The sequence below is a fragment of the Bacillus cereus group sp. BceL291 genome (assembly GCF_051776705.1).
GTDB lineage: Bacteria > Bacillota > Bacilli > Bacillales > Bacillaceae_G > Bacillus_A > Bacillus_A cereus.
On sequence record NZ_JBPWAP010000022.1, the window covers coordinates 1 to 26,128 of the forward strand.

Sequence of the window (26,128 nt, forward strand, 5' to 3'; positions counted from 1 at the left end):
GTTAGGGTTTATTTCGTATGCTCATTTTTAAGAGGATTATACTGTTTAAAAGTTTGTTCATTTCAATTAATGGAAAACCGTAGAGTTTCTATCCTTAAGTTGATGGGCATGTGATACTCCCCCTAAAATAAACATATTATATATTATACTAAATAAATTTCCCTTTTTAAGTAATAATTAGATTATTTATACAAAAACAATTCTTTTCTTAAACAACAAAAAAACATGCCTTCATTAGGAAAGCACGTTTTGTGATATTCTTCACATTGTTTAGTTAAAAAATAAATGTTTACTTACCATGATGTAACATTAAATCACTAAGTTCTTCTTCAATGTGATTTAATTTCGCAACGCCTTCTTTCCATTTATGAATATAACGTGAAACCCCAACGAAAAACAAAACAATAATTGTGGAAAGAATAATACCATATACGATTGCTACAGTACTCATAGTTACACTTCCTTATAATTAGTAATGTGGTTATTAGTTATATTTTTATTATAAACCTTTTTCTTTTAAAATACTTCGATTTCAACTTTTTGTAACAAAATTGATTTTTCTAACATTTCGTTCGTGAAAATGGCATATTTTTCACAAATTATACAAAACTTCACCATATGTACTATTACCATATGAGTTATATTATTAAATAGAATAAAGGGGATGATATACTATGACGACTTGGTTTATTGTAATGTTAGTTGTATTTGGAGCATTTAAAATTATCGTTTCTAGCCTTCCTAACACTGTTATTGAATCCATTATTAGCAAGTACGAAACACATCCAAAACTTGAAGAAGAGAATGTGACTATTACAATTCACGGAAATAACGTAGAAGGCGAACAGAAATCAAAAATTATTCATGATTTTAACGAAGGTTTATTTTTAGATCGCTATTATGCACCACCCCATAATGAAGGCACTCCCTTAATTATCAATGCAAAACGGGGTAAAAAAGATTTCACATTTTATATTTACAGTCATGAAGAGCATGTTGATGTTGTAAAACAATATAAAAAGAAGGTAGTTGCTTATAGTTTACGCTCTAAAAACCTTCAAAATAGTGATATGTTCGTGTCAGCTGACTTAGCTTAATACTCATATATTGGAAAAAGGAATCCAAGAAATATGGATTCCTTTTTTTCTCATTTACTGAAAAATAAGCTCTGTCTTCAAACTATCTTTCGGTAACAACCAGCCTTTTTTCTCTAAACTCGCCATTAATAATTCCCTTTGCTTTGTCGCAATACTTTCTTCATTTGTTTTAAATGACACTTCTATTACGAAGTCATCTTCTAATTTTCCGGTATTACTTAATGGCCAAATTTCAATATTTGCTTTTATGTTTTCAAACTCTCCTGTATATCGTTTCATTAATACAGGACCGTAAATACGGGAATTCTTTAACATTTCTTCTCCCCAATTTGTATACAACCATTTGTTCATTTTCCCTGGTAATTTTTCTATTAACATGTTTTGAGCAGCTTGTTCATTTGGTAAATCAAGTATCCCATATCCTTTAGCGCTGTAACTTTTCTTATTTGAAATGCTTAATGTTTTCTTCTCAAATCCCCAATCTATTTCCGCCTCATAACTATCCGTATTACTATCGAATCCTTCTTTTTTAGCTACTTCTAGTGCATCTTGAATTACACCATTTGGAATAGGATATCTTTTTTTATATGTTAGTTCAAAATCTTTACTAAATTCTTTCTTTCGAATTCTGGCAAACCAATCTTCCTCACTTAAACTTTTATTCGCAGTATCTAAAAATTGCACTTGTATTCTTTCATATTTTGTACCAGCCTGGAAATGTTCTAGCACCTCTTGCTTCATCTCTTTGTTATCACCTAATACTTGTTCTGGCTTCAATAATAACTTTACTTCAAAACTAGGTTTCATTGGACTAGCTGCAAACCCTTCCTTAACGTTATAAAGGAAACAACAAAAGAAAATGCTGACGAATACAAATACTTTTTTCATATACCTATCCCCTTTACATTTCAAATGACTTCTATACGTTCCATTGCAAGTGAATATACATTTTCATATCCTGCTGTACTTAGCTTTTGTTGTAATCGATCCGTATCCTCTTTCAAAGCGTGTACTAGCACCGTATGTTCTGGTAATAATGTATTTAACATCTCTTTAACGTCTCTTATACTTTGGTGAACTTTATACGCAACTCGATTCACCCTACATGTATTCCTTACATGCTCTTTCATAACTTTTTCTGCAAAACTCCCTTTCGCAATATGCCCAGTAAAAATAACGGCATTCCGTTTTTCATTCCGAAGTTGTTCATAGTATAACTGTGCTCGTTTCGTTTGCATATTCGCATCACTCATTACAACTATTCCGTAACTATTTTGCATACTAATGTCATTATCCATCACTATTATGTTTCTTTTTAAACTCTCCATAATCCATTTAAATTCTTCATTATTTTTTATCCAATCTTTATATACGAACATCTCTTCAAATCCAGCCAAAATTTCTTTATCTACTATAAGCGGAAATTCTTTATATCGTTCATATAAATACAATACTATATCTTGCGCCCTACCAAGTTGTGGCAGCGGTAATAATGCTATTCCTTTATTTTGCATAACTCGTTCAATTTCTGCACATAGATCGTCTAATCTTTCATTTTGCGAAACATCCTCTGTGTGATAAGCAGCATCTACAATTGCAACTTTTATATTGTGGCCCAATTTCTCAGGTAAATTAGCTCGTAGTATATTAGACTCTGCTGAATAGTCGCCTGAATAAAATACGTATGTATTACACATATCAACCAAAAACCAAACAGCTCCTAATACATGCCCACTATATCCCCATTGAAACCGCAATGTAGGAGTAATTTGTATCCATTCATTTGGATTACTAATCTCATCAATACATACATAATTTAAATCTTTTATATGTTGGTCGCTATAAGGTAAATTCCACCCTTGCATCACATTATAGTTTCTCCATTTTTCATAATATAACGGCAGTTGCTCCTTCGTATAACGAGTCGTCCAAATTTTTTTCTTATAGCCATACTTCGCTAATAAAGGTAAACCCATCGTATGATCTTCATGAATATGTGATAAAAATACCGCATCTAAAAATGGAACAGCTTCTCTCTCTATTTTTGGATAACCATCCTCATAAGATCGATTAATACCACAATCAAATACTATTTTCGTCTCTTTATTTTTTACAAAATAGCAGGAGCGACCGTATTCTCCTGCTCCTCCCCATACTTCCACTCTCATCATGCTACCCCTTTTCGCTTTTGCTCCATATGTTGCAGCAGTAATAAGCACATTGTTGTAAGTCCAACAGAAACAACGGCCATCGCCATTCCTATAGATACTTCACCCTGTTCAAATTGAGCAAAAATAAACGTTGCTGACGTTTCTACTGATGGAGGTAATACGAGAAGTGATGCTACTAACTCTCTTATTGAAATTGTAAATGTCATCGCCCATCCGGCAAGAATGCCTGGGATAATAAGAGGCAATATTATTTTTCTAAAAATATAAATATAATTTCCAGAAAAAATACTTCCTGCCTGCACGAGAGAATCATCAATTTGTCCGAGTGATGATTTTACATATTGCACCGTGTAAGGTAAAAACAGAACAACATACGTTACGATAACCATGATTGGTGTATTATAAATTGACATAGGCATATATGGTGAATTCCAAAATAGAATAAGACCTACAACCATAACGATTCCTGGTACCATATTCGGTAACATACCGCACATATCAAGCCATTTTTCAGAGGTTTTTTTCCCCTTTCGAATCATAAGTGCCAAAAAGACTCCAATCATTACCGCAATAATCGCTGTTACGAGTGAAAAAAGAAAACTATTCCATAAAGCCTCTAATCCCGGAGACCCCATTGTAAACAATGCCTCATAATGACTTGTTGTAAAGTTATTTACATGTAAACCGCCGCCTCTTAATTTTGAAAAAGAAGCAATAAGTATAGAAAAGTATGGAATTCCAATTGATACGATTAATAAACCAATTACATACATCCATGCTACAACGCGCGTAAATATAGACAAAGTATATCTTTTAGATTTCACACCTTTTCCACTAACCATTGCATATGAATACTTTCGATTCAATACATTTTGCATATACCAAATGAGCATACAAGCACTAAGTAATAAAGAAGATAATGCTGTTGCACTACTGAAATCAATTGGCCAACTCGAAATAAATTTATGAATTTCTGATGTTAACACATGGAATCCTATTCTACGTCCGAATGTAGCCGGTGTTCCAAATTCAGCAATCGTCTTTACGAAAATGAGTAAAGCACCCATTACATAACTTGATACTAATAACGGCAATATTATTTTTCTTAAGCGATAGAAAAAACTTCCGCCATGAACTGCTGCAGCTTCTTCTTTACTACTCCCAATCTGAAGTAACGTGTTTTTCAGCATGAAATAAAGGAATGGGAATAAATGCAGACTCATAATTAATACCATACCTCCTAAACTAAAAAACGATGATGAAACTGTCTTTAGCATCGGGAAAAATTGTTCAAAATAGCCGTTAGGTTGCATGAACAAAATCCAGCCCATCGATCCAATATACGGCGGTGTCATAAATGGAATCATAAAAACAATATCTAACTTACTATACTTTCCTACATCTGTTTTGCTCATAATAAATGCCAATGGAAATGCAAATATTGTAGCACCTATTACAACGAGTACACCTAGAAGCATCGAATTTAGAAAAATCCCCGCTAATCCACCACTCTGCATCACTTCAAAAGGCTTTAAAAAATTCCAACTGCTATTTTCATATACACTAGAAAATAAAATAAGAAAAAGTGGAATGACGATTAACATCGCGACAAGTAATAACGCTACCGTCATTCCAACTTGTCTTACTGATACGAATCGATTTACCATGGAATCACCATCTTATTGAAATACTTTCTTAAATTGTTTCCCTATTTCATCTTGCCCTTTCTCAACTGTTTTCCAATCAATATTTAATACTGGAATCTCTTCTACATTTGGTCTATTTTCAGCTTTTATATCTGTTCTACCAGGCAATAAATACGCTTTAGAAACTTGTTTTTGTACATCATCGGATAATAAATAATCAATAAACTCTTTTGCACCTTCAATATTTTTACTATCCTTCATAATCCCCGCTGCACGTGGGCTAATAACTGTTCCGCTTTTTGGATATACGATATCAACAGGTTCACCCTTTGCTTTTGCGCTATACGTCATATAATCAACACCCGCAATGACCATATCTTTCGCACCTGTTACAACTGGGTCTAACGCTTCCTGGTTTGCTCCTGCTACTGTAACTTCATTTTTCTTAAGCTGCTCAAATAAATTCCATCCATCTTGTCCATTCTTTTTCACGTATCCTGTTACAAAGTCTAAAGCTGAACCTGAAAGTGCTGGATCTGGAAGATTCACTTTCCCTTTCCATTCTCCTTCCGTTATATCGCTCCAATCTTCAGGCGCCGTCTTCACATTTTTTGTATTGTACACAATCCCTAATGCTGAAGCACTATACCCGAAATAATGGCCTTTATCATCTGACCATTCAGAACGCAGCTTATCAGCTTGTTTCGCCTCTTTATAAGCTAACGTTTGACCCTCTTTCTTTAATCCTTCCATCGCTGGTAAGGAAGCGAGTACGACAACGTCAACGACTGGATTTTTCTTTTCAGCTTCCATTCTCGCTAAAATTTTACCAGTTGTCCCTTGAAACATTTCCACCTTTATACCAGTTTTCTTTTCAAAGTCTTTTTGAATTTTTTCTGCTAACCCTTTTGGCCCTGCACTATATACAACAATTTTCTTTTCATTCATATTTTTACTTTTTGCATCTGCATTACCTGTCTTTGAACTACAACCTGTTACTACAGTAGAAAATAGTAAAGTACATACAAATAAAGACTTAAGCGAACTGAATTTCTTCATACGATTCTCCCCCTATATGATGAATACATTTTTTTGGTACATATAACGATACTGGTTTCCCGATGCTTAATTTACTATTGTGATAAGCTGTCCATATTCCGAGTGCCCCCATGTTTACTTTTATTTCATACCGTTCTCCTACATATGTAACGTGCTTAATTTCACCTGTATACATTTCGCACACTTCATTTTTCGTCCAGCTCACATGCTCTGGACGAACCATTTTTTTACCCTCTACAAGCCAATTCGCCTTACCAACAAATTTGGCAACAAATTCATGAGACGGTTTCACATAAATATCTTCGGGTGTTCCTTTTTGTAATACTGCTCCTTGTTTCATGACAATAATTTGGTCTGACATTGACATTGCTTCTGTTTGGTCGTGAGTGACATACAGTGCAGTTAAACCAATGGAATGAACGATATCCATAAGCTCTATTCTCATTTCTTCTCGCAAAATTGCATCGAGCGCACTTAGCGGTTCGTCAAACAAAATAAAATGAGGTTTTGTTACAATTGCTCTAGCGAATGCGACACGTTGTTGCTGTCCACCAGAAAGTTCGTGCGGATACCTTTTCTCCATACCTTGCAGGCGAACACGCTTTATCGCATCTTCTACTTTTTCTCGTAAATGATTCATTTGCTTTGTAGCTCTTAAACCAAATGCAACATTTTCAAAAACAGTCATGTGCGGCCATAAAGCAAAATCTTGAAATACCATACCGATATTCCGTTCATTAGGAGATGTCTTTATCTTTTTTGTAGCAGAATACATGCACTGGTCTCCAAAATATATTTCTCCCTTATCCGGTTCTTCAAGTCCTGCTATCATTCTAAGTAAAGTCGTTTTCCCACATCCCGAAGGTCCTAAAAGTGTAGTGAATTCCCCTTGTTTCATTACAATCTGCAACGGCTTTAACGCTTGTGTTTTTCCAAATGTTTTTTCTAATCCATTAATTTTAATATCCATCGTCTCACCTCTCTCCCCTCATTCTTAATCTGCTTTCATTCTATATGGAAGATTTATACTTAATGTTAATGTACTGTAAAGATTAAATTAAAAAACTTCTAATAAACTATTTATTTCTATAGATTTTTTCTATAGTTAAAATAAAAAAGGCGGCAATTCATAATGAATCTCTTAAAATTAGAAATTGTAGTACTTATTAAGAAATCCAAAAAGCTTACAATCGTTGCAGAAAAACTTGGCGTTAAACAACCAACTATTACTTTTCATATGAAAAGCTTAGAAGAAGAACTCGGTGTGTCTTTATTCGAATTACGTTCTGGAAGGTATTTCTTAACAGAGGCTGGTGAGGCTTTGCACCATTATGCTTGTAAAATAGATGCACTTATGAAAGAAGCTAGACGTGTCACGCAAGAGTTTAAAGATTTTCAGAAAGGTGCTATAACAATCGGCGCTAGTTATGTACCAGCGACTTATCTTTTGCCAGCAGTCGTTCATCAATTTCAATGTGAATTTCCCAATATAAAAATAACGCTACTAGTGAAAACAGCCCCTGAAATTCGAATGATGCTACAAAATCACGAAATCGATCTTGGGATAATTTCCGCTGCTCCATTTGATGAACCACTTTTAAAACAAACGAATATAATGCCCGATACACTTGTTCTTGCTTTTTCCAAAGAACATCATTTTTCAAAGAAAGACAATGTATCGTTACAAAATATAGAAAAGGAATGCATACTATTGCATCGTAATCCATCTACAACGAGAGACTTACTTACACAATGGACGTTAGCGCACAACATTACATTCCAATCAGAAATTGAATTAGACTCATTAGAAACGATGAAACAAATTTTAAAATATGGTAATGGAATTGCCTTGATTTCTAAACTGGCTATCGAACAAGAAATACAACGAAATGAGCTATGCTATATACCAATCCCTGAATTTGAATTTCAGCGTAATATTTATACGATTCATCATGAAGACAGATGGAATTCTAAAATCATTTCTTTTTTACTACAGAGCATCACTACATTTGCAACAAAAAATTAAAAGGCTGTCGTTATGCACGACAGCCTTTTAAACTATAAATCTATTTATTTTTCTTTGCCTCAATTTTTGCTTGCGCCTCTTCAGCCTTATCTAATGCTTCTGATACTTTCTTCTCTTTTTCTTTCACTTCATCTATACTATCGACAGCTTTAATAATTTTATCGATTCCCTCTTCTTCTACCTTTCTACGCTTTGCCACTCTTTCATTTACTTTCTCTTCCACATCTTTTGCTTTTTGAAGCATATTCTCTGCATTTGATATTACAGCTTTTTCAAGTTCATCATCTTTTTTCTTTTGTAACACTTCATTTGCAATGTCTTTCGCTTCTAAATACTTACCGTCTTTTAATGCTGTTGCTCCCTGATCCATTTTCTCAGCAACTTCTTTATATGATTTCGCTTCATTTCCTGATTTCTCTTTTTCTGCTTTTTCGAACCACATTGTTGCATCACTATACTTTTCATCTTTCAATGATTGCATACCTGTTTCAATATATGTGTCATAATTGCTACATCCAGCCATTACGACTAATAGAAAAAGCATAACAAAACTTAATTTTTTCATGCTGTTGTCTCCTTTTCTTTGCAAGCTCACTTTACTTTAACATACATGAAAAAGAGTTTCAAAAACTAAAATACTAATTTAGTCATTTTTATTTTATTAAGTCACATTTCCTTTTAGACAGACACATCCACTTGCTTTTTCATTACATGCTTCTTTACTCCTACTAATACAACTAACAATAAACCTACGCCTAATGTCATCATAACAATGCTAGTTGGCAACATATCTAATAATAATCCATACACAATCATACCGAGCGGTGCGATTGCAGTAGAAATTGTTTCAAGTAAGCCGAAAACGCGTCCTAAATAACTTGGATCTGTCGTCTTTTGCAAATGTACTTGCATCGGGATATTTACAACCATCATTGATATACCAGTTAACATCATAAAAGCGATATAGTAAATAAAACTTGCTACTTTCGGGATGGTGACTACTAATGGAAACACTGTACATAAACTCAAACTCGCAAATAAAAACAACCCAATATAAACAGAGCGAAACGGATTATTCACTTCTTTACGTACTGATAACGCAATTGCACCAATTAACATCCCAACTGCTAACATTCCCTCTACAACACCGAGTTGTTTCGAAGATAGATGCAAATTTTGAACAATAATATATGGAAGTGAAACGAAAAGTGCACTCGCAAAAAAGTTTACCCCTACTGCAATTTTCATTAAACCATATATTTCATGCTGTCTTTTCACATATGAAAACCCTTCTTTTATACTCGTCAAGAAATGCTCTTTACTTTCAGCCTTTTCTTTTTTGTATAAATCAAATACGATAAACAATTGCACAACAACCGCTAAAAAGAATGTAATGCTATTCAATAGGAAAAACGATTTAATTGAAAAGAAACCAAATACAACTCCGCCAATAATCGGTGCTAAAATATTTGATAAAGATGCTGCCGTCTGGTTCAAGGCACTCGCTTTTTGAATACGTCCTTCATCTACTAAACTTGGAATAGATGAAGTTAATGAAACAGAGTAAAAACTCGCACAAATTGATAATAATGCTGCTGAAACATAAATAAACAGAAGTGATGGCCCAAAAGTAGTTGCAAGGATAAACATAATAAACATTGTTAAACTACTTAACAAATCGGTACCGATGACAAGCCATTTTCGATTGACGCGGTCAGCTACAGCACCAGCAATTGGTCCACAGATTAGCCTTGGAATCGATCCACAAATAAGCGTAGTTGCAAACCCCATTCCTGAACCCGTTGTCTTTAATACGTATAATCCCATTGCAAACGTATAAATACCGGCTCCTAGCAAAGACGTCATTTTCCCAATCATCATTAAAATAATATTTCTCGTTGCAATCTTCATTCTTGAATCATTTTGTCCTATACTTATATCCCCCATTTTTGACACTCTCCCCTTAAAAGTTAAATTGTGTTAAACTTATTATATAATTAACTTTCCAATTTTTACAACAAAAAGTTTAATGATATTTAACTTTCTAACTATAAAGGAGCAATTATATGGCTACTCTCGGTGAAAAAATTAAAACGTTACGAAAAGAAAAAAAGCTTACTCAAACTGATCTAGCAGGTTCAGAACTCACAAAAAGTATGCTAAGTCAAATTGAAAATGGAAAAGCTACACCTTCTATGAAAACACTACAATATATCGCTGACAAACTTGAATGTGAAACGAGTTTTTTATTAGAAGAAGATGATGTAGAAATTGTAGGACTCATTCAACAAACGGAGAAACTAATAAAAGCAAACAAGTACGATGAAGTATATGAGGTTTTACTACCGATCGTTCAAAAAGAGCTACCTCCCACTTTGAATACTGCTCGTTTATATAAACAGTTTGTAACAGCTGCGGCTAAAATGAAAGATTACAATATTGAATATTACGTTGAAAAGGCTACTTCTATTTTTGAGAAATATACGTTATACCGGGATAGTACGGAAACAAAATTAAAATTATCCTTTACGATATTCACACGTAAAAAATATGCTGAATGTTTACAACTTATAGCTAGTATCCGAAATGACTATGAAGAGAAACATTTAGAAATGGATCTCATTATACATATCGAATTATATTTATATGAAGCAATTATTTTTCTTGCATGTGGTGATTACGAACAATGTGAAAGTGTCATTTTAGATGCACTTGCATTTTCAAAAAAACATCAAGTGTATTATAAAACAGATGAATTTTATCGTATTTTATCTTATCAAAAAGTAATCACGGCTGATAAAGAACAATATTTACATTACATAAAAAAATCAGAGCAATTCGCCATTTTTACAGAAGATAATTTCTCTGCGGCGGTTATTGATCTTTTAAAAGCTTTCTACTACAACACAATTGCTAATGAATATACAATTGCATTAGAACATTTAGAACAATTTCGAGAAAAATTAAAAGATGAGCCAATTTTTCAAGATGATGGATCATATTATCTTGAAAAAGGAAAAGCTTTGTATGGTTTAAAACAATACGAAGAAGCTTTAAAAACATTGCAACGCGCTATCATACCAGATTATATAAACCATCCACTTGATCACGCACGGCTTACAACAGCTGGGGCATATCGCGCTCTTTGTTATGTGAAACTTAATGATAAAAAAAGAGCTCTTGAAGAAGTAACAGAAGCATATGAAATCGTACAGGCCTATCCTGATTCCATCTTCACTTCATTTATTAAAGAAACATTACAAATAATACAAAAACTTTAAGAATGTCTCTAAATGGTATATTATTCCTCTTTTTTAGCAAAGATAATAATGATGGGAGGAATATAAATGAATATACAACGTGCAATAGAGCTTTCTATGTCAGCAGAACAAGCCAATGTCAATTTTCAAGGCATGCCTGTTATGATTCAACACGTCGATGAAAGCAATGAAACCGCCCGCATATATGAAGTAAAAAACCCAGGACGCGAATTAACTGTTCCAGTTAATAGCTTAGAGGAAATATAAGAAATGCCACTTCTCTTTTGAAGTGGCATTTTTCTTCTTTCAGATTACTTATTATAAATTTCTTCAATCCTTTATTTTACATGAGCTGAAAAAATAAGAATTTTCTACTTCTTTTCTTTTTGTGACCTGCTAAAATACAAACTATGGATTAATTATTCATACTATACATTAAGGGGGAAAAATAATGGCATCTAATTTAGAAAAAAACAAGCCTTATTATGCAGTTATATTCACTTCTAATTTATCAAATGATACAACTGACTATAATACCGTTGCCGAAGAAATGGAGAAACTTGCAAAGCAACAACCTGGATTTTTAGGTGTAGAAAGTGCACGAGGTAATTCTGGACTCGGAATAACAATTTCTTATTGGGAATCACTTGATGCGATTGAAAATTGGAAGAAGAACACCTTACATAAAGAAGCGAAAAAAAGAGGTCGTGAGCAATGGTATGAAAACTTCCACCTGCGTATTTGTCTTGTTGAGAAAGAATTTAAGTTTCATAGAGGTACTTTATAACTATGAAGGAAAAATTAGCTCTCGTTATTGTTCATGAAATATATGGTGGGAACGACCATATGCATCACGTTACCCAGCACTTTACTTCATCTCATATAGACGTATTCTGTCCTAATCTTCTACACTTACAACATGCATTTCATTATCGTGATGAAGAAAAGGCATATGAACATTTTGTAAATCATATTGGATTTGATGATGGAAAAAAGCAAATTGAAGAATTCATTTCTCATCTTTCTAGTAGTTATACACATATTGGACTTATCGGCTTTAGTGTTGGAGCTACCATCTCATGGCTATGTAGTAACAATCCGAAAATAAATTTTATTATCGGATGTTACGGTTCTCGTATACGCGACTATGTTCACATAAAGCCTACATGCGCTACACTACTTATATTCCCTGAAAAAGAAGCTAGTTTTTCAGTATCCTCTTTCATTCAAACATTGCAGCAACAAAAGAATCCTTTATTAGAAATCAAACAACTACACGGTGAACATGGATTTCTAAATCCGTACACTGAAAAATATAACGAGCACTATACAAAACAAGCATACAATTTAATAGATTCATTTCTTGTAAAGTGAAACTTCAATCAGTGGGGGTTGTTCATCCCCCACATAACCTCTTTTCTTACGCTGAATTTTGAGGCGGGGGTCTTACTGCCCGTTAATGCAGGATAAAAACAAGCTTATGAAGGAGACTCAAATGACGCTGACATTACTCTTACTTGTTTTCATACTCATTGCCTTTATCTCAGCGCTAACTATCATTTTTATAACCGTAAAAAAAGGAGGATTTTTCAACCGCCCCTACTTACAATCTATTATCGTTTGCATTTTATTTTTTACTAATTGGATCTTATATGTAACAACTTTTTATTCGCTACTCCCCGAGAAAGTTAGTGAGTTCATATTCTTACCCATTTGGTTTTTCCTTTGTATTTTAGGTTTTATAACTTTCTGGCGTGAATGGGGAAATAATCGTGTATTCTCCATATGGATCGGTTTTCTTTCCTTGACTAGTTTTTTGTTTGGATTATTGTTGTTAGTTATTTCGGGGATGTAATAGAAGAAGGAAGAAAAGCTAACGTTCAACTTTTCTTCCTTCTATGTTTACCTTTAGTTTTCACTGTCACTGATTCACAAGGTGTATAATATATTTGAGGTGTCGCCTTATCAACAAACATCATAAACGTAACGAAACCGATAATAAAGAAAATAAACAACGTTAACAAAATTGCTCCTATCGTTAAAAGTATCATAACACCACCCCTATATTTTTTATATTATTACACTTTTCGCTATGATATGAGCGTAATCCTTTTTAGAAAAAGAAACGTAACAAAATAATCACAATCACTCCTGTTAATACTGTACCTAATAAACTACGAGTATATATCGCTACAAGAAATGTTGGAATTGCTGCAATAAGATAATCCCACTGCATCGTTTCATGCATAAATAAAACTTGTGCTAAAAGCGCTGCTAATATCGCAATTGGTATGTAATTTAACCATTTTAAACCCCAGTCAGGAATTTGTAGTTTGCTAAATACGAGTAGAGGTAAAATACGTGGCACGATTGTAACAGCTCCTGCTGCTAGTAAAAGTAATAATACATCTAATCTCATTTCCATTTTTCAATCAACACTCCAATCGTCGCAGCTAGTAAGGTTGCGATAATAACCGCTATACTATCTGGCATAAATAGGTGTGAAACGTATGCGATAATAATCGCTACAATTGCAACACTTAAATGAATTGCTAGTTTCGGTTTACTACTTATGAGCTGAAGAACAAATAATCCGATAAACATCGCTGGTAATGCATAATCCATGCCGTATGTATGTGGATCTGGTATCCACTCACCAAATAGCCCGCCAATGATAGTGGCAAGAATCCAATTTAAATACGCTGTTACATTAAGCCCTATCATCCATCTTTCACCTAAATATCCTTTTTGCGCTGCATGCTGCACTGCAACGCCGAAAGTTTCATCTGTAATTTGCGAACCGATGATTAAGTTTTTAAATAGAGGAATTTTCGTAAAGTACGGTGCAAGTGCAGCACTCATAAGAAGGTGGCGCAAGTTAACAAAAAATACAGTAAAAATAATTGCGGAAGCAGGAGCACCGGCTGCATACATACCAGCTAATATAAATTGGGCAGAACCTGCATAAATTAAAGTGGACATAAACGCAATTTCAATGATGGAGAAACCAGCTGTTTTTGCAATTACACCAGCTGCTATACCGATGCTCAAGTAACCAAATACAGTTGGTAAACAATCTTTTACTCCTTGCTGAAATGTATCGTCACTCTGCAAAGCTACATGTGCCTGAGCTTTACTCATCCTTATCATCCTCCATTCCTTCTAAAGTTCGTTTTCCTGTTACGACATGAACTAAATCTATATTTTCACGCCATAACGTATCTAACTTATCAGCTCCAAATTCCTTTGTGATTTCTTCAACCATAATATCGTGCCGCACATACTCTGTAGCAACGAGAACTAGCGCTGGGTCATACGTTGTAACGGCCCATGAAGTGCTATCATTTGAGAAGTTCGCAATTAATACTTCCTCTCCATCACGAGCAATAACAGTTAAATGACCACCCATTCTCTTTTCAACAACGTGGGGCGTCATATAATTATGGTGAAATGTCGCTCCTATTTTTGTTTCTGGAGCTCCAAATAAGATTGAAAATATATGTACGCCTTCCTCTTCCTTTTGATGAATGTATGGTTCAATTTCATGCACTTGTTCTTCCCATACAGAAACCCATAACTCTTCCTTAGCTCTACTAATTATATTGCATATTTCTTTCAAAACACGATCATTTGAACGAATATGCGAAATTACATCTATTTGTCGCTCTTGTTCTAAACAATTTAATTTCTCATCTAAAAATTCAAAGGACTTTTCAAAGTCTTTTCGCATTCGATTCATTAATTCGGTAGCTGGTACTGGTACATATTTAACTGGTTCAGAAGGTACAATATGCACTGCTCCTTTATCCATTAACTTACCGAGTACCTCGTAAATCATAGAACGAGGTACTCCTGTTTGTTTACTCACTTCATAGCCTGTTACTGGGGAATGTTTTAGTAGTCCAATATACGCTTTACATTCATACTGAGAAAATCCTAACTTTTGTAATTCCTTTATAATTTCATCCATCGGTAACCCCTCACAATCTAAATCGCCCTTACTTCAAAACGACGATTTTGCTTCCCTTTACTTTTTACTTTATCAATAACAAGTGTTCCTATTTCACTCGTATTTTTCACATGTGTGCCTCCACAAGCTTGTTCGTCTAAATTTTCAATTGTAACAATGCGGATTTCTTGGATAGTAGTTGGCAGGAGATTTATTGCTGTTTTAATCATTCCTACAGCATTTTCTGCTTCTTTGCGGCTCATATAACGAGTGGAAATTTCTTTATTTTGCTTAATAAGTTTATTTACTTCCTCAACAATTTCTTCTACTTCCACGCTCGATAACTCTTGTAACTCATTAAAGTCGATACGTGCTTTATCAGGATAAATTTGATTTCCAGTGCATAGAGCACCATACTTTTCATAAACAACAGCTCCGATAAGATGCAGTAAAGAGTGATGACGCATTAAATTATGACGTCTTTCCCAATTTATCTCTAATTTAACTGGACCTAACTTTACTTGTGCTTCATCTTTTATATAGTGAACTATTTCTCCTTGCTCCTTCTTTACTTTTTCAACTTCAAATACAGACCCATCTTGTACAATGACACCCGTATCACATTCCTGTCCTCCACCAGTTGGATAAAAAACTGTTTCTTTTACAAATACTTTATTCCCTTCTACTCTTATCACTTCTGTTTCGCAACTCGTTTTGTATGCATCTTCTAAATATAATGCCGTTGTCATACTCTCACCTCTTTAGTAGTTATAGTTATACCTACTAATATAAAAAAGAAACCCCGTAAAGTCAATTGATAATTCTGAAATTTTAAATTAATAAAAGACTCCTTTATTAGGAGTCCACTATCTCAATATTTCATTCGCTTCTTTTTCATAAATTTTATCAAATGACGTCATAACGCGCTGTGATGCTTGAATCATCTTTTGATCTGTCATAAGATCTGCCATCTCTTTAGTCATATCTACATTTGAATTTTCTAGCATATGATTTTTTACTATTCCTGTTCCGTTCGGTAAATTAGCAATGTTTCCTTCTGCTAGTGTAAAGCTTTTGTTTTCACGTTGCACGAGACGTGCATTCGTTTCTGCATCTACTGTTTTTGTTTGTAACTGTGCAATTACTATTCTCTTAATATCTGGTTTTTGCAAAGTTCCATCGTTAACTTCTCTATAAATTTCTCCATTATTAGATACGAAGAACTCAACATTTTCAGGAATACGAATGCGCTCATTATTAACATCCATAACATAAGCACCTGAAGATGTTTGTAAATATCGATCACTATTTAATGTGAAACTACCATCTCTCGTTAAAAACGTTTCATCATTTTTAGAAGTAACGAAAAATGATGTTGTGCCGGCCGCGCCGTCATCTAAAAAGAAATCTGTAGCGCTATTTGTCATTTGTATATTTCCTTGTACTAAATTCACATGCGTTGCAGCTGGTACTACAGCGTAATCGACCGAACCGATATTTGTTACCGCCCCATCTCCGCGGCGATATGTGTCTTGTACATCAAATACTTTAGACGTCATATTTTCTGCTTTAAATCCTGTCGTTTGAGCATTTGCAACGTTATTCGAATGAACATTAATGCGCTGCATGTAATTCATCATGCCCATAGAACCTATATAAAGACCGTTCATATTCGTTTGAATAAGGCAAGCGCCTTATTCTTCACCTCTTTTCTACGATGTTTGTAACATTTGTTTTGCTAAATGTTCAGCTGTAGCGATATGTATATTTTTCTTTATGTCTTGGCCATCTGTCATTAATACAATAGGAGCTGATGATACCGCTGGAATTTTCAACAATTCGCCACTACTTGCTGTTTCATCAAATTTCGTAAACACAATACCATCTATATGAATATCTTTAAAGTTTGTAATGATTTCAATCATATCTTTACTTTTCATAGACGCTGATAACGTTAAACAAATATAATCTGGTTCTACTTGTCCCATCGTTTCAATCATTTCTTCCACTGTTTCTGACGTACGATAATTTTTTCCGGCTGTATCAATTAAAATATAATCGACGCGTGCTTCTTCTTTAAAATACGTAAGCGCTCTTGTCATTGCAGCTTCATCACGCACAGCAATTACTTCAGATCCAATTGTCTTTACGTTATCTTGCAATTGCTGTACTGTTCCTATGCGCGAATGATCTGTCGTTATAAAACCAACTGTTTTTTTCTTACCGTGAAATTGCCATGCCATTTTCGCGAGTGTCGTCGTTTTACCAACGCCAGTTGGACCGATTAATGCAATTGTTTGTACTTCTTTTTCAAAGACGTTTTCCGTATTGAAATGAGATTTCATATCTTCCAATATGTACCTGATAACTTCTTCTTCCGTAATCATCGTTGCATTTTCAAACTTTATTTTTAACTTTTCAGCATATGCATGAATGAAATATTGTTCCACATCGTTTTGTTCTAGCATCCGAATTACTTTTTGAATAATAAACGGTACAGATTCTTGATTTTCTTTCTTTGGAACTACTTCTTCTTTCTTTACTGGAACGACTTGTTTCACAACTTTTTTCTTTTTCGTTACTTTCGTTACTTCCGTTTCTTTCATCGGTTTCACAACGACGATTCCTTTTTCAAACAGCTTTAATAGTTTCTCTTTTTTTCTTGCCCATTCTTCACTATTTCCTGTTTGCATCGCCGCGTATGACATAGAAGTCGTTACGTTTTCTAAATTGTGCAGTACTGATTGAATTCCATTCGCCTTCACAATTTGTTCTGAAGGATCATTCACAACATCCATTAACTGTTCATGAAATTGAGCTGTACCTTCATTCACTTCTTCCTGTTTTTCTTCTGGAAAAGCAACTAACATTTCATAATCCTTTTTCCAAAAAAACGGTATATTTCGTTTTACACTTTCATCGACAACATAATAATAATCTGTACCATATTGGTCAAATAATTTTCGATACAATTCATTTTTCGAAGCTGCTTTTATTCGCATTAACGCTTCTTTCTTTTCTGTACTTTCCATTACTTCACCCCCTACTATTCAATATAGGCAATTTGATCCACAACAATTTCTGGTGCTAATTCACTAATACAAAGTACTTGTGCTTCCACTTGATAACGTTCTAGCAGTCTTACAATCGCAAATCTAAAATCTTTTCTACGTGTTAATAACACTGGCTCTCTTCCCATTAAACGTGCTTGCTTAAAGACGCGCTGCACTTGCTCAACGACACGTGTTTCTAAATCTAAATCCCAGTTTAATAAGTAACCTTGATATGAATTATTCACAACATCCGCATCTAACTCAATTGAATCAGAGAAGAGCGCTGCATATATTTTTCCGTCTGGATTTTTCGCATTTTCACAAATAACTTTTGAAATACATTCACGAACAAATGATGTCACACCATCCACGTGGTTTTGATAAATTTCTTTGCCGTCAATAATACCTTCAATAATTGTTGGTAAATCACGAATAGAAATACCTTCTTTTAGAAGTTGTTTAATAACATTTTGAACGAGTGATAAATCAATTTCTTTTTTCTTAATCTCTTCTAATAGAACGCCATTATCATTTTCAAGCGAGTTAATTAAGTCTTTTACATGCTGACGCTGAATTAATTCATGAAGATTACGTCTAACGACAACATCTAAATGTGTAATTAATATGCTAAGTGGCTCTAAAACTTGATAGCCTTTCATTTGTGCATCTTGCACCATATGCTCTAAAATCCAATATCCATCTTCACCGAAAATTGGATCTTTCGCTGGTTCTGCATCTAAATCAGCCATTACATTTGGTGTTTTCAATGCTAATAAATAACCTGATTTTAAAACACCTTCAGCCGCCTTCGCACCTTTAATTCGAATAATGTAACGTCCGCGTGGTCTAAAGCTCGTATTATCTTTAAAATTAATTCCAGGAACGTTAATACCAAGGTCAGTAATAATCGACTTCCTCATAAGAACAACTTTATCACGGGCTGTTTCCCCGTTAATTTTCTGCTTTACAAGTGCTGCTAAATCTAAACCGAGTTCTACTATAATTGGATATTTGTCCGTAAATACTCCGAATGAATCTTCCACTTGTTGCAGTTGTTCATCTTCGCCTTGGATCATTTCTATTTCTTTTTGAAGCTCGTCTTCTTTTTCTTTCTTTATTCGATTTTTATTACGAATTCCTAAGAAGATAATTGTTCCGCCAACGAGTGCGAATGGTAGAAACGGTAGCGGAGTAAAAATACCCATTGCGATAAATAAACCACCGAGCGCATATACAACAACTTCATGCGCTAATAACTCTTTAAAGATACCTTCTGTTACTGTATCCGGTGAACCGTCAAATACACGCGTTACGATAATACCTGTTGAAATTGCAAGCATAAGCGATCCAATTTGGTTTACGATTCCGTCACCGACAGTTAACTGTGTATAATGAAGAGCCGCATCTGCAAAGCTCATCCCTTGCTGCATCATTCCGACAATTAAACCGAAAATAATGTTTACGAATAAAATGACAATCCCGAAAATAACGTCCCCTTTAATGAACTTTCCGGCACCATCCATCGCCCCGTAAAACTCTGTTTCCATATTTAATTTTTTTCGTTTCGCTTGTGCATCTTTTTCTGAAATAATACGCTGGTTTAAATCAGCATCGATAGACATTTGTTTCCCTGGTAAAGAATCAAGTGTAAAACGAGCTGCTACTTCAGCTGTACGAGACGCACCGTTTGCAACGATAAACTGGAATATGATTAATACTGTAAAAATAACGATACCAATTAATAAGTTTCCGCCAATTACGAACTGGCCGAACTCTTCAATAACATGACCTGCATTTCCATCTGTCAAAATCGCTCGCGTCGTCGAAACGTTAATCGATACGCGGAAAATCCCGATTAATAACAGCATCGTTGGAAATGACTTTAATTCATCCCACTCGTTAATACTTGTCGCTCGCATATAAATAAGCACTGACATACTTAGTAAAAAAACGATAATAATATCAAGTATAAATGGTGGAAGTGGAATTAAGAGCGCCACTACGAATGACGCTGCTAAAAAGATAGAAAAATAGGTTCTTGCAGAATCTATCTTAAACAAAGAGATCTCCTCCAAACGCGCTATTATACTTCAAGTTCATTCGTCTGAATTAAATAGCGCATAACTTCAATTACAGCTACATATAAATCTTCTGGAATCGTCTCATCTTCCTCGACTTGATAATATAAAGAACGAGCAAGCGGACGGTTTTCCACCATTGGTATTTCTTGTTCACGGGCAAGCGTTCGTATATATAACGCGAGCTCATCTTCCCCTTTTGCAACGACAATTGGTGCTGCATCAACGTGTTTATTGTAACGAAGTACGACCGAAATATGAGTCGGGTTGTTTACAATAAATGTTGCGCCATCCATCTTCTTCGCAATTGTTCCTTGCAAGATTGCATGCATAAAGTTTTTTCGTTTTCCTTTAACTTGCGGGTCCCCTTCATTATCTTTATGCTCTTGTTTCACTTCTTCTTTTTTCATCTTAATATCTTGCTCGTACTCCCATTTTTGATAAATGAAATCAATAATAGAAAGAACGATTAAAATAATTAAAATTGCTAAGAAAATAAATTTAATTTCCCTAATAATTTCAGTAAGTGATGCAGTCCAGTTGAACCCAATCATACTGACAATTTTCTCTAAATTCTTTTTAAAAAGAACGTAAGCGACGTAACCGATTAATCCCATATAAAACAGTGATTTCAAAATATCTACTAAACTTTTACGACTAAACAGTCTCGTAAAATAGTTTTTCGGATTAATACGTGACGCTTTCGGTTTAATGACTTTAGAAGAAAATAGGAAGCCGACTTGAATCATATAATTGAATAAATGAAAAGCGTATACGAGTATTAATATCGGAGCCGATACTTTCAGTAATAAAATCCCCATTAAATAAAAATACTCGGTTGAATCTGTATTTTTTCCAATTTGATCAAACAGCACCGCTACGGAATTTGCAATCTCATACCCTAGCCAATCTCCGAAGAAATAAACGACAACTGCTAATACTAGAATGGAAAATAAATTATTTAAATCTTTACTCCGGGCAATATTCCCTTCTTCACGCGATTTTTTACGCTTCTGCGGGGTGGCCTTTTCTGTTTTATTATCCTTTGCCATGCGCGTCCCCCTACTTCGTTAAGAAAAAGTTAAATAGTTTCATATACTCTTCAAGTAATACATCCGTCATATTTTTAAACACATAACCGAGCATCGGTACACTCATCGCAATAAACAAAATACCGCACGTAATTTTAATTACGTATGCATTCATAAAAACGTTTAATTGCGGAGCGTTTTTTGCAATTAAAATTAGAACAAAGTTAATGATGAATAAACTTCCCATAAGCGGAAGAGCAATTTCAACCGCTGATGTGATCGCAAATAATAGCGTTGCGAGTAGACTATCTAAGAAACTAGTCGTCAACAATTTTGAAATCGCCTCTGTATATTGAAACGACTTTAAAATCGTGGCAACGAAATAATTAATGCCGCCAAGTGAAATAAAAATAATGAGAAAAAATATATCAAAAATGGTTGATAGTAAAGTAGACTGTGAGCCCGCATTTACATCAAACAAACTTGCTTGTGATAAACCGATATCAAAGTCTAAAATATGCCCGGCCATTTTCGGAATGTTCCACAGCATTTCTACAATTTTTGAAAGTGATAATCCAATTACAATTTGCGTTCCTGCATAAGCTGCAACGTCCCAAACTGTCTTGATGTGAGAGACATCCACTTGATCAGCCACTGTAATTGAAAGAGCAAGTCCAACTGTAACCTTCGCCATTGCTGGAATGGATCGTCCTGAGAAAAACGGTAAAAAATATAAAAATGAAGTAATGCGGCAAAACGCAAAAAACGTTGCCGCCCATAATTCCATATTCATTTCAGTTCACCTATCTTAGTACGAACGCAATAGCGATGGGATTTTATCAAATAAATCTAAAATAAGTGTCGTTAACTCTTGGAACATCCACGGACCTAAAATGATAATAACGAGGACAATACTCGCCATTTTCGGTAAAAACGTCAGCGTTTGCTCTTGAATTTGCATCATCGCCATAATGACAGCGATGATAATAACGACAATCATACTTACGCCGGCAACCGGCATTAAAATCATAACCCCTTTATAAAAAAAGGTTTGAAAAATATCTATAATTGGTGACGTATTCATTTATATGACTCCTATCACATAGCATCAAACGCTTCAGGCGACCGTTTTAAACATAATGTCGACGATTTTTGTATATCCACCTAAATATACGAAAACGAGTATTTTAAACGGTAAACTTAAAATCATCGGCGGTACCATCATCATCCCGAGGTACATTAAAAGTGTACTAATAATCAAATCTATAAATACAAACGCTAAATAAATGAACATCCCTGTTAGTAAACCTTTTTGAATTTGCGTTAACGTAAAGGATGGTACGAGCGTAAATAGTGAAAGATCTTTCAAATCTTTCGGCAACTCTTCTCCGCGTACTTTCAGCATCATTTTTAAATCATGCTTATACGTATGCTTTGACATATATTCTTTCATAATAGGAGCTGTCGTTTCCGCAGCTTGACTTACTGTTATTTTCTCTTTCGTCATCGGATCCCACACATCACTCTTCAGTTGCCCAAGTACAGGCTGCATCGTAAAGAGTGATAAAAATAATGCAAGTCCAACAAGCACTTGGTTTGGTGGTAAATTCATTACCCCAAGTCCTTGACGTGTAATCCCTAGAACGATCATAAAATAAGTAAAATGTGTAAATAATAGAACGATAGAAGAAGATAATGATAAAAGGGTAACGAGCGCAAATAGTTGTACACTTGAATTACTCGTAAACTCTTTTCCATTTTCGAAATTAATAAAACCGTTCGGGGCTGCATACGCTGGATTTACAAAAATAATTGAAAAAACGATAGAAAATACGAAAATAACGGCTAATAATGATAACTGTTTCTTTATTCTCATGATGGATCCTCTACTTTTTTCGTTTCACTCTTCACCGCGTCTTCTAGTGCTTGTTGAAACTGATTTCCTGTTCCGGTTAATTGCACAGACTGCACACCGTTATTACTAATAACAGTGAACACTTGCTTTCCGTCCACTTCAAATAAAAAGGCACTCGTTTGATGATTTAAATACACACCGTCTTTTACTTGAATATGGCCATTTTCACCCTGCTTAAAAAACTGCTGTTTGCGCGTCTTTTTCGTCATATAATATGCACCGTAGCCGAGCGCACCAAACAGTAAAACGACTTGAAATAAGGTCGTCATATACGACATATGACTCCTCCTCTACTCTTTATCTTGCATTTGACTTTGCGCTTTCATAAGCGCCGCTTGTTTCTTATCAGCTTCAATTTCAGAAATGATAATACCGAATTTCTCGTCCATTACGATTGCTTCACCGATGCCGACTTTCATATTACTTAAATACACATCCACTTTATGTCCTAAGTTTTTCTCTACTTCCAGAACATCGCCAACTTTTAACTGCTTTACATCACCAAGTGTAATAGATGACTTTCCAAGCTTTACACCAAGTTCAATCGAAATATCTGAAACAGTATCAATATGTGCTTTACCTGCTTCATTTCGCTTTCCTGCAAAATCTTCTAATCCCATTAATGACACGGGAGATACTTCATGCTTCATATGGATCCTCCTACTCTACAAAACTTTTAAATAGGAGCGCCTTACGCGTTCCATCTTTTCCAATAAAACAATTAAATTTATGCTTTCCATCTACATAACCAAGTAATTCATCCGAAACTTTCGTATGAAGCGGAATAATATCGCCTTCTTCAATTTGTTCAATCTCACTCATTGTCATTTTCTGCTCACCAATTGCAATGTGAACAGGTTTGTACACTTGATTTACTTTCATTTCCACTTCAGACGTATACTTTTTACGCTTGTCTGAAGAATGTTCGACAATATTTTCAGACGTTAACTTATCCATAATTTCTTCAACAGATAAGAATGGAATTCCGATACGCACCGTCGTATTCCAAAACTCTGTTTTCATATTTACGTTAAGTAATGAAATGATATCACTCGCTGTCGTAATCTTTAATGCATTCGGATCTGTTTCTGTCGTTACAAATTTCGGTTCAATCGCAACAACACTTTCAAATGATTGCTCTAAATTTTTACAAAGAAGTAAGAATATATTATCCAGCGTTAAAAACTCAAACGCTGTTAACGGTCTGCGCATCGTAAAGTTACGCTTACTATCTCCGCCAAGCCAACATTCATGAATATAAATAACGAATGCTAAATCAATCTCAATAACAATTTCTCCAAGCTCTGGTAAACCGAGATCAATTACGCAATATAAATAATAATCTTTCGGCATTTTCTCCACATACTCACTCGTAAATGGAACTTGCTCAACTGTTGAAGGTTCTAGTTCAATTGGAATACGCATACGCGCTGATAACGTCTGTGACGTCTGTTTTCCAAACGTAGAAGCAATCGCTTGCAAACTACGTAAATGCTCAACACCGAACTTCTCTGGTCTATTAAAATCATACTCTTGAAATTTCTCTTGCTTTCCTGCTTCTTGTGCGAAAGCTGGCATTTCCTCGCCTTCATTTACCGCCTTCAGCAGGGCATCAATTTGCTCTTGGCTTAATTTTTCGCCACTCATGACAATCCCCTTCCCTACCTTTTCAATTCAACGATTTCAACGTACATCTTTCCATTCTTCGTCAAAATCTTTCCGGTTCCAATCTCTTCATTCTCAAGCATAAGACGCACCGTATTTTTCGTTGAATTTTCAAGACGATACAATGTACCTTTCGTAATATGAAGCAGATCTTCAATTTTCTTTTTCGTATTTCCGATTTCAAAATAAATTGTTAACGGAATATCATCTTGTAATTTCAAATCTAGCCAACTCCCATATCATGTTCACGAAAATTTCATGTTCTCTCTATATATGAAACTTCTTATTTTGAAACGTCGATATTTAATATTTTTTTAATATATCCTTGCGTTTCTTTAAATGGCGGTACGCCTCCGTACTTTCTCACATTGCCAGGACCAGCATTATAAGAAGCAAGTGCCAATACTAAGTCGCCGTTATTTTTCTTTAAATAACCGCTTAACTCTTTCACGCCACCTTCAATACTTTCAGCTGGTGAAAAGGGATTCTTCACACCCATCTCCTTCACATTCGCTGGCATAAGCTGCATAAGACCCATCGCACCTGCATGTGACACCGTTTTCGGATTAAAATTAGACTCTACTTCAATCATTTTTTGAATTAACGTTTTTGGAATTCCATATGTACGACTTACTCGATCAATAATATCCTCATACTTGCCTACATTGGAAGAACGTATTTTTTGAATATTATACTTCTTCGTTAATTCCCACGTATCAGCGGTCTCATTTTTCGTTTCTGGGAAACGTCGTTCAAACTCTTTTTGCGCAACTTGCACTTCATCTGCTTTCTTCGTTTCAGCCTTTTCTTCAAGCTTACTCGCTTCCTCTACTTTATTAATAGTTTCTGCCGGTTTATTAACAACCGCTTCTATTTTCGTAGATTGTACCGGCTGACTCATATCTTCTACTTTTGCCGGCTGCGTAGTAGCCTTCGTCTCCTTCGCAGGTTCACTCTGCAACTTCTCTTGAAAACGACTACTAACAAATGCTTGTGGACTACTTAGCTTTTGCTGAATTTGCCCTTTCTTATATGCAAGCACTTCTTTTACTATATTTCCAACTATCATAATATCACCTTTTCGGTAAACAAAGATAATCTAATATTAGAGTTTTTTTTTAAAGTTTGCAATAATCCTTTTAATAATTATGTAATAAAAAAATGGATATATTGTTAAA

At 34.7% G+C, this 26,128-nt stretch carries 33 protein-coding genes; 7 read left to right on the top strand and 26 right to left on the bottom strand.

The features are described 5' to 3' along the window. Positions 1 to 289: 289 nt before the first annotated feature. On the bottom strand, positions 290 to 451 hold the full coding sequence (locus ACS2CR_RS15515) for a hypothetical protein (protein WP_000108701.1): 162 nt from the start codon (positions 449 to 451) through the stop codon (positions 290 to 292). A gap of 65 nt (positions 452 to 516) precedes the next feature. Continuing rightward, entirely contained in the window at positions 517 to 633 is a 117-nt protein-coding gene (locus tag ACS2CR_RS15520; protein WP_001987133.1) for a hypothetical protein, read from the bottom strand. 41 nt (positions 634 to 674) lie between these two features. Here ACS2CR_RS15520 and ACS2CR_RS15525 point away from each other — a divergent pair, with 41 nt between their 5' ends. Beyond that, on the top strand, positions 675 to 1,097 hold the full coding sequence (locus ACS2CR_RS15525) for a YfmQ family protein (RefSeq protein WP_000214589.1): 423 nt from the start codon (positions 675 to 677) through the stop codon (positions 1,095 to 1,097). A 54-nt stretch (positions 1,098 to 1,151) separates the two neighbouring features. Here ACS2CR_RS15525 and ACS2CR_RS15530 read toward each other — a convergent pair whose 3' ends face one another. The 5 genes from ACS2CR_RS15530 to ACS2CR_RS15550 are packed head-to-tail and all read right to left on the bottom strand — an operon-like array spanning position 1,152 to position 6,943. Next, on the bottom strand, positions 1,152 to 1,985 hold the full coding sequence (locus ACS2CR_RS15530; RefSeq protein ID WP_053514198.1) for a hypothetical protein: 834 nt from the start codon (positions 1,983 to 1,985) through the stop codon (positions 1,152 to 1,154). A gap of 20 nt (positions 1,986 to 2,005) precedes the next feature. After that, complete coding sequence (locus ACS2CR_RS15535; RefSeq protein ID WP_053514199.1) at positions 2,006 to 3,268, bottom strand: MBL fold metallo-hydrolase; 1,263 nt, start codon at positions 3,266 to 3,268, stop codon at positions 2,006 to 2,008. Further along, positions 3,265 to 4,935: an ABC transporter permease gene (locus ACS2CR_RS15540; protein ID WP_053514200.1), complete on the bottom strand. Its 1,671-nt coding sequence runs from the start codon at positions 4,933 to 4,935 to the stop codon at positions 3,265 to 3,267. Before ACS2CR_RS15540 ends, ACS2CR_RS15535 begins: the two co-directional genes overlap by 4 nt. Positions 4,936 to 4,947: 12 nt before the next feature. Beyond that, on the bottom strand, positions 4,948 to 5,973 hold the full coding sequence (locus tag ACS2CR_RS15545; protein WP_053514201.1) for an ABC transporter substrate-binding protein: 1,026 nt from the start codon (positions 5,971 to 5,973) through the stop codon (positions 4,948 to 4,950). Further along, on the bottom strand, positions 5,951 to 6,943 hold the full coding sequence (locus ACS2CR_RS15550; protein WP_021728685.1) for an ABC transporter ATP-binding protein: 993 nt from the start codon (positions 6,941 to 6,943) through the stop codon (positions 5,951 to 5,953). The genes ACS2CR_RS15545 and ACS2CR_RS15550 overlap by 23 nt, the downstream gene beginning before the upstream one ends. 162 nt (positions 6,944 to 7,105) lie before the next feature. Here ACS2CR_RS15550 and ACS2CR_RS15555 point away from each other — a divergent pair, with 162 nt between their 5' ends. Continuing rightward, positions 7,106 to 7,999, top strand: a complete 894-nt coding sequence (locus ACS2CR_RS15555) for a LysR family transcriptional regulator (protein ID WP_053514202.1) — start codon at positions 7,106 to 7,108, stop codon at positions 7,997 to 7,999. 40 nt (positions 8,000 to 8,039) lie between these two features. Here ACS2CR_RS15555 and ACS2CR_RS15560 read toward each other — a convergent pair whose 3' ends face one another. Together ACS2CR_RS15560 and ACS2CR_RS15565 are read right to left on the bottom strand one after the other, a co-directional pair. Continuing rightward, positions 8,040 to 8,564, bottom strand: a complete 525-nt coding sequence (locus ACS2CR_RS15560; RefSeq protein WP_000736440.1) for a DUF4398 domain-containing protein — start codon at positions 8,562 to 8,564, stop codon at positions 8,040 to 8,042. 113 nt (positions 8,565 to 8,677) lie between these two features. Beyond that, the gene (locus ACS2CR_RS15565) at positions 8,678 to 9,946 is read right to left on the bottom strand and encodes an MFS transporter (protein WP_000502490.1); all 1,269 of its coding nucleotides are present in this window, start codon (positions 9,944 to 9,946) and stop codon (positions 8,678 to 8,680) included. Positions 9,947 to 10,065: 119 nt separating this feature from the next. Here ACS2CR_RS15565 and ACS2CR_RS15570 point away from each other — a divergent pair, with 119 nt between their 5' ends. The 5 genes from ACS2CR_RS15570 (at position 10,066) to ACS2CR_RS15590 (ending at position 13,114) form a co-directional block, all read left to right on the top strand. After that, positions 10,066 to 11,280, top strand: coding sequence for a transcriptional regulator (locus tag ACS2CR_RS15570; protein WP_000212386.1), 1,215 nt, complete (start codon positions 10,066 to 10,068; stop codon positions 11,278 to 11,280). 66 nt (positions 11,281 to 11,346) lie between these two features. Next, positions 11,347 to 11,526, top strand: a complete 180-nt coding sequence (locus ACS2CR_RS15575; RefSeq protein WP_001025731.1) for an H-type small acid-soluble spore protein — start codon at positions 11,347 to 11,349, stop codon at positions 11,524 to 11,526. 184 nt (positions 11,527 to 11,710) lie between these two features. Next, positions 11,711 to 12,046, top strand: coding sequence for an antibiotic biosynthesis monooxygenase family protein (locus ACS2CR_RS15580; protein ID WP_053514203.1), 336 nt, complete (start codon positions 11,711 to 11,713; stop codon positions 12,044 to 12,046). A 2-nt stretch (positions 12,047 to 12,048) separates the two neighbouring features. Next, the gene (locus tag ACS2CR_RS15585) at positions 12,049 to 12,633 is read left to right on the top strand and encodes a dienelactone hydrolase family protein (RefSeq protein ID WP_053514204.1); all 585 of its coding nucleotides are present in this window, start codon (positions 12,049 to 12,051) and stop codon (positions 12,631 to 12,633) included. A gap of 121 nt (positions 12,634 to 12,754) precedes the next feature. Beyond that, positions 12,755 to 13,114 carry a hypothetical protein gene (locus ACS2CR_RS15590; RefSeq protein WP_053514235.1) on the top strand — a complete coding sequence of 120 codons (360 nt, stop codon included), beginning with the start codon at positions 12,755 to 12,757 and terminating at the stop codon, positions 13,112 to 13,114. A gap of 25 nt (positions 13,115 to 13,139) precedes the next feature. On the opposite strand, the gene ACS2CR_RS15595 is transcribed toward ACS2CR_RS15590, so the two are convergent. From ACS2CR_RS15595 to ACS2CR_RS15675, 17 genes are all read right to left on the bottom strand, one after another. Beyond that, the gene (locus ACS2CR_RS15595) at positions 13,140 to 13,310 is read right to left on the bottom strand and encodes a DUF3951 domain-containing protein (RefSeq protein ID WP_000602244.1); all 171 of its coding nucleotides are present in this window, start codon (positions 13,308 to 13,310) and stop codon (positions 13,140 to 13,142) included. Positions 13,311 to 13,372: 62 nt separating this feature from the next. Continuing rightward, positions 13,373 to 13,684 carry an AzlD domain-containing protein gene (locus ACS2CR_RS15600; RefSeq protein WP_053514205.1) on the bottom strand — a complete coding sequence of 104 codons (312 nt, stop codon included), beginning with the start codon at positions 13,682 to 13,684 and terminating at the stop codon, positions 13,373 to 13,375. Beyond that, positions 13,675 to 14,400, bottom strand: coding sequence for an AzlC family ABC transporter permease (locus tag ACS2CR_RS15605; RefSeq protein ID WP_000030478.1), 726 nt, complete (start codon positions 14,398 to 14,400; stop codon positions 13,675 to 13,677). The genes ACS2CR_RS15600 and ACS2CR_RS15605 overlap by 10 nt, the downstream gene beginning before the upstream one ends. Next, positions 14,393 to 15,229: a TrmB family transcriptional regulator gene (locus ACS2CR_RS15610; RefSeq protein ID WP_053514206.1), complete on the bottom strand. Its 837-nt coding sequence runs from the start codon at positions 15,227 to 15,229 to the stop codon at positions 14,393 to 14,395. The genes ACS2CR_RS15605 and ACS2CR_RS15610 overlap by 8 nt, the downstream gene beginning before the upstream one ends. Positions 15,230 to 15,246: 17 nt before the next feature. Continuing rightward, positions 15,247 to 15,957: an alanyl-tRNA editing protein gene (locus ACS2CR_RS15615; RefSeq protein WP_053514207.1), complete on the bottom strand. Its 711-nt coding sequence runs from the start codon at positions 15,955 to 15,957 to the stop codon at positions 15,247 to 15,249. Positions 15,958 to 16,074: 117 nt separating this feature from the next. Then, positions 16,075 to 16,878 carry a flagellar basal-body rod protein FlgG gene (locus tag ACS2CR_RS15620; protein ID WP_001013939.1) on the bottom strand — a complete coding sequence of 268 codons (804 nt, stop codon included), beginning with the start codon at positions 16,876 to 16,878 and terminating at the stop codon, positions 16,075 to 16,077. 42 nt (positions 16,879 to 16,920) lie between these two features. Continuing rightward, on the bottom strand, positions 16,921 to 18,240 hold the full coding sequence (gene flhF, locus ACS2CR_RS15625) for a flagellar biosynthesis protein FlhF (protein ID WP_000446174.1): 1,320 nt from the start codon (positions 18,238 to 18,240) through the stop codon (positions 16,921 to 16,923). Positions 18,241 to 18,254: 14 nt separating this feature from the next. After that, complete coding sequence (gene flhA, locus ACS2CR_RS15630) at positions 18,255 to 20,321, bottom strand: flagellar biosynthesis protein FlhA (RefSeq protein ID WP_000472534.1); 2,067 nt, start codon at positions 20,319 to 20,321, stop codon at positions 18,255 to 18,257. 23 nt (positions 20,322 to 20,344) lie between these two features. Next, positions 20,345 to 21,391: a flagellar type III secretion system protein FlhB gene (gene flhB, locus ACS2CR_RS15635; protein ID WP_001030111.1), complete on the bottom strand. Its 1,047-nt coding sequence runs from the start codon at positions 21,389 to 21,391 to the stop codon at positions 20,345 to 20,347. A gap of 10 nt (positions 21,392 to 21,401) precedes the next feature. Continuing rightward, positions 21,402 to 22,163, bottom strand: coding sequence for a flagellar biosynthetic protein FliR (locus ACS2CR_RS15640; RefSeq protein WP_053514208.1), 762 nt, complete (start codon positions 22,161 to 22,163; stop codon positions 21,402 to 21,404). Between the two features lie 15 nt (positions 22,164 to 22,178). After that, positions 22,179 to 22,454 (bottom strand): flagellar biosynthetic protein FliQ, encoded by a 276-nt coding sequence (locus ACS2CR_RS15645; RefSeq protein ID WP_001098085.1) that lies wholly within the window; start codon positions 22,452 to 22,454, stop codon positions 22,179 to 22,181. Between the two features lie 33 nt (positions 22,455 to 22,487). Further along, positions 22,488 to 23,246: a flagellar type III secretion system pore protein FliP gene (locus ACS2CR_RS15650; RefSeq protein ID WP_001220582.1), complete on the bottom strand. Its 759-nt coding sequence runs from the start codon at positions 23,244 to 23,246 to the stop codon at positions 22,488 to 22,490. Continuing rightward, complete coding sequence (locus tag ACS2CR_RS15655) at positions 23,243 to 23,563, bottom strand: hypothetical protein (RefSeq protein ID WP_000121176.1); 321 nt, start codon at positions 23,561 to 23,563, stop codon at positions 23,243 to 23,245. The genes ACS2CR_RS15650 and ACS2CR_RS15655 overlap by 4 nt, the downstream gene beginning before the upstream one ends. Before the next feature lie 12 nt (positions 23,564 to 23,575). Beyond that, on the bottom strand, positions 23,576 to 23,935 hold the full coding sequence (fliN, locus tag ACS2CR_RS15660) for a flagellar motor switch protein FliN (protein ID WP_000680010.1): 360 nt from the start codon (positions 23,933 to 23,935) through the stop codon (positions 23,576 to 23,578). A gap of 10 nt (positions 23,936 to 23,945) precedes the next feature. Continuing rightward, a complete protein-coding gene (gene fliM, locus ACS2CR_RS15665) occupies positions 23,946 to 24,932 on the bottom strand; it encodes a flagellar motor switch protein FliM (protein WP_053514209.1) in 987 nt (328 codons plus the stop codon). Between the two features lie 14 nt (positions 24,933 to 24,946). Further along, positions 24,947 to 25,171, bottom strand: a complete 225-nt coding sequence (locus ACS2CR_RS15670) for a flagellar motor switch protein FliN (RefSeq protein ID WP_000775712.1) — start codon at positions 25,169 to 25,171, stop codon at positions 24,947 to 24,949. Between the two features lie 62 nt (positions 25,172 to 25,233). Continuing rightward, complete coding sequence (locus ACS2CR_RS15675) at positions 25,234 to 26,019, bottom strand: lytic transglycosylase domain-containing protein (protein ID WP_153602567.1); 786 nt, start codon at positions 26,017 to 26,019, stop codon at positions 25,234 to 25,236. Positions 26,020 to 26,128: the final 109 nt, after the last annotated feature.

Excerpts from the sequence above, each read along its gene's own strand:
- ACS2CR_RS15615 (WP_053514207.1), bottom strand. The coding sequence starts at position 15,957 with ATGACAACGGCATTATATTTAGAAGATGCATACAAAACGAGTTGCGAA.
- ACS2CR_RS15555 (WP_053514202.1), top strand. The coding sequence starts at position 7,106 with ATGAATCTCTTAAAATTAGAAATTGTAGTACTTATTAAGAAATCCAAA.
- ACS2CR_RS15530 (WP_053514198.1), bottom strand. The coding sequence starts at position 1,985 with ATGAAAAAAGTATTTGTATTCGTCAGCATTTTCTTTTGTTGTTTCCTT.
- ACS2CR_RS15550 (WP_021728685.1), bottom strand. The coding sequence starts at position 6,943 with ATGGATATTAAAATTAATGGATTAGAAAAAACATTTGGAAAAACACAA.
- fliM (WP_053514209.1), bottom strand. The coding sequence starts at position 24,932 with ATGAGTGGCGAAAAATTAAGCCAAGAGCAAATTGATGCCCTGCTGAAG.
- ACS2CR_RS15605 (WP_000030478.1), bottom strand. The coding sequence starts at position 14,400 with ATGAGTAAAGCTCAGGCACATGTAGCTTTGCAGAGTGACGATACATTT.
- ACS2CR_RS15620 (WP_001013939.1), bottom strand. The coding sequence starts at position 16,878 with ATGAACGGTCTTTATATAGGTTCTATGGGCATGATGAATTACATGCAG.
- ACS2CR_RS15525 (WP_000214589.1), top strand. The coding sequence starts at position 675 with ATGACGACTTGGTTTATTGTAATGTTAGTTGTATTTGGAGCATTTAAA.
- ACS2CR_RS15600 (WP_053514205.1), bottom strand. The coding sequence starts at position 13,684 with ATGGAAATGAGATTAGATGTATTATTACTTTTACTAGCAGCAGGAGCT.
- ACS2CR_RS15595 (WP_000602244.1), bottom strand. The coding sequence starts at position 13,310 with ATGATACTTTTAACGATAGGAGCAATTTTGTTAACGTTGTTTATTTTC.
- ACS2CR_RS15545 (WP_053514201.1), bottom strand. The coding sequence starts at position 5,973 with ATGAAGAAATTCAGTTCGCTTAAGTCTTTATTTGTATGTACTTTACTA.
- ACS2CR_RS15590 (WP_053514235.1), top strand. The coding sequence starts at position 12,755 with ATGACGCTGACATTACTCTTACTTGTTTTCATACTCATTGCCTTTATC.
- ACS2CR_RS15655 (WP_000121176.1), bottom strand. The coding sequence starts at position 23,563 with ATGTCGTATATGACGACCTTATTTCAAGTCGTTTTACTGTTTGGTGCG.
- ACS2CR_RS15585 (WP_053514204.1), top strand. The coding sequence starts at position 12,049 with ATGAAGGAAAAATTAGCTCTCGTTATTGTTCATGAAATATATGGTGGG.
- ACS2CR_RS15535 (WP_053514199.1), bottom strand. The coding sequence starts at position 3,268 with ATGATGAGAGTGGAAGTATGGGGAGGAGCAGGAGAATACGGTCGCTCC.
- ACS2CR_RS15570 (WP_000212386.1), top strand. The coding sequence starts at position 10,066 with ATGGCTACTCTCGGTGAAAAAATTAAAACGTTACGAAAAGAAAAAAAG.
- ACS2CR_RS15640 (WP_053514208.1), bottom strand. The coding sequence starts at position 22,163 with ATGAATATGGAATTATGGGCGGCAACGTTTTTTGCGTTTTGCCGCATT.
- ACS2CR_RS15515 (WP_000108701.1), bottom strand. The coding sequence starts at position 451 with ATGAGTACTGTAGCAATCGTATATGGTATTATTCTTTCCACAATTATT.
- fliN (WP_000680010.1), bottom strand. The coding sequence starts at position 23,935 with ATGAAGCATGAAGTATCTCCCGTGTCATTAATGGGATTAGAAGATTTT.
- ACS2CR_RS15520 (WP_001987133.1), bottom strand. The coding sequence starts at position 633 with ATGGTAATAGTACATATGGTGAAGTTTTGTATAATTTGTGAAAAATAT.
- ACS2CR_RS15675 (WP_153602567.1), bottom strand. The coding sequence starts at position 26,019 with ATGATAGTTGGAAATATAGTAAAAGAAGTGCTTGCATATAAGAAAGGG.
- ACS2CR_RS15540 (WP_053514200.1), bottom strand. The coding sequence starts at position 4,935 with ATGGTAAATCGATTCGTATCAGTAAGACAAGTTGGAATGACGGTAGCG.
- flhB (WP_001030111.1), bottom strand. The coding sequence starts at position 21,391 with ATGGCAAAGGATAATAAAACAGAAAAGGCCACCCCGCAGAAGCGTAAA.
- flhF (WP_000446174.1), bottom strand. The coding sequence starts at position 18,240 with ATGGAAAGTACAGAAAAGAAAGAAGCGTTAATGCGAATAAAAGCAGCT.
- ACS2CR_RS15650 (WP_001220582.1), bottom strand. The coding sequence starts at position 23,246 with ATGAGAATAAAGAAACAGTTATCATTATTAGCCGTTATTTTCGTATTT.
- ACS2CR_RS15560 (WP_000736440.1), bottom strand. The coding sequence starts at position 8,564 with ATGAAAAAATTAAGTTTTGTTATGCTTTTTCTATTAGTCGTAATGGCT.
- ACS2CR_RS15610 (WP_053514206.1), bottom strand. The coding sequence starts at position 15,229 with ATGGATGAAATTATAAAGGAATTACAAAAGTTAGGATTTTCTCAGTAT.
- ACS2CR_RS15580 (WP_053514203.1), top strand. The coding sequence starts at position 11,711 with ATGGCATCTAATTTAGAAAAAAACAAGCCTTATTATGCAGTTATATTC.
- ACS2CR_RS15575 (WP_001025731.1), top strand. The coding sequence starts at position 11,347 with ATGAATATACAACGTGCAATAGAGCTTTCTATGTCAGCAGAACAAGCC.
- ACS2CR_RS15565 (WP_000502490.1), bottom strand. The coding sequence starts at position 9,946 with ATGGGGGATATAAGTATAGGACAAAATGATTCAAGAATGAAGATTGCA.
- ACS2CR_RS15645 (WP_001098085.1), bottom strand. The coding sequence starts at position 22,454 with ATGAATACGTCACCAATTATAGATATTTTTCAAACCTTTTTTTATAAA.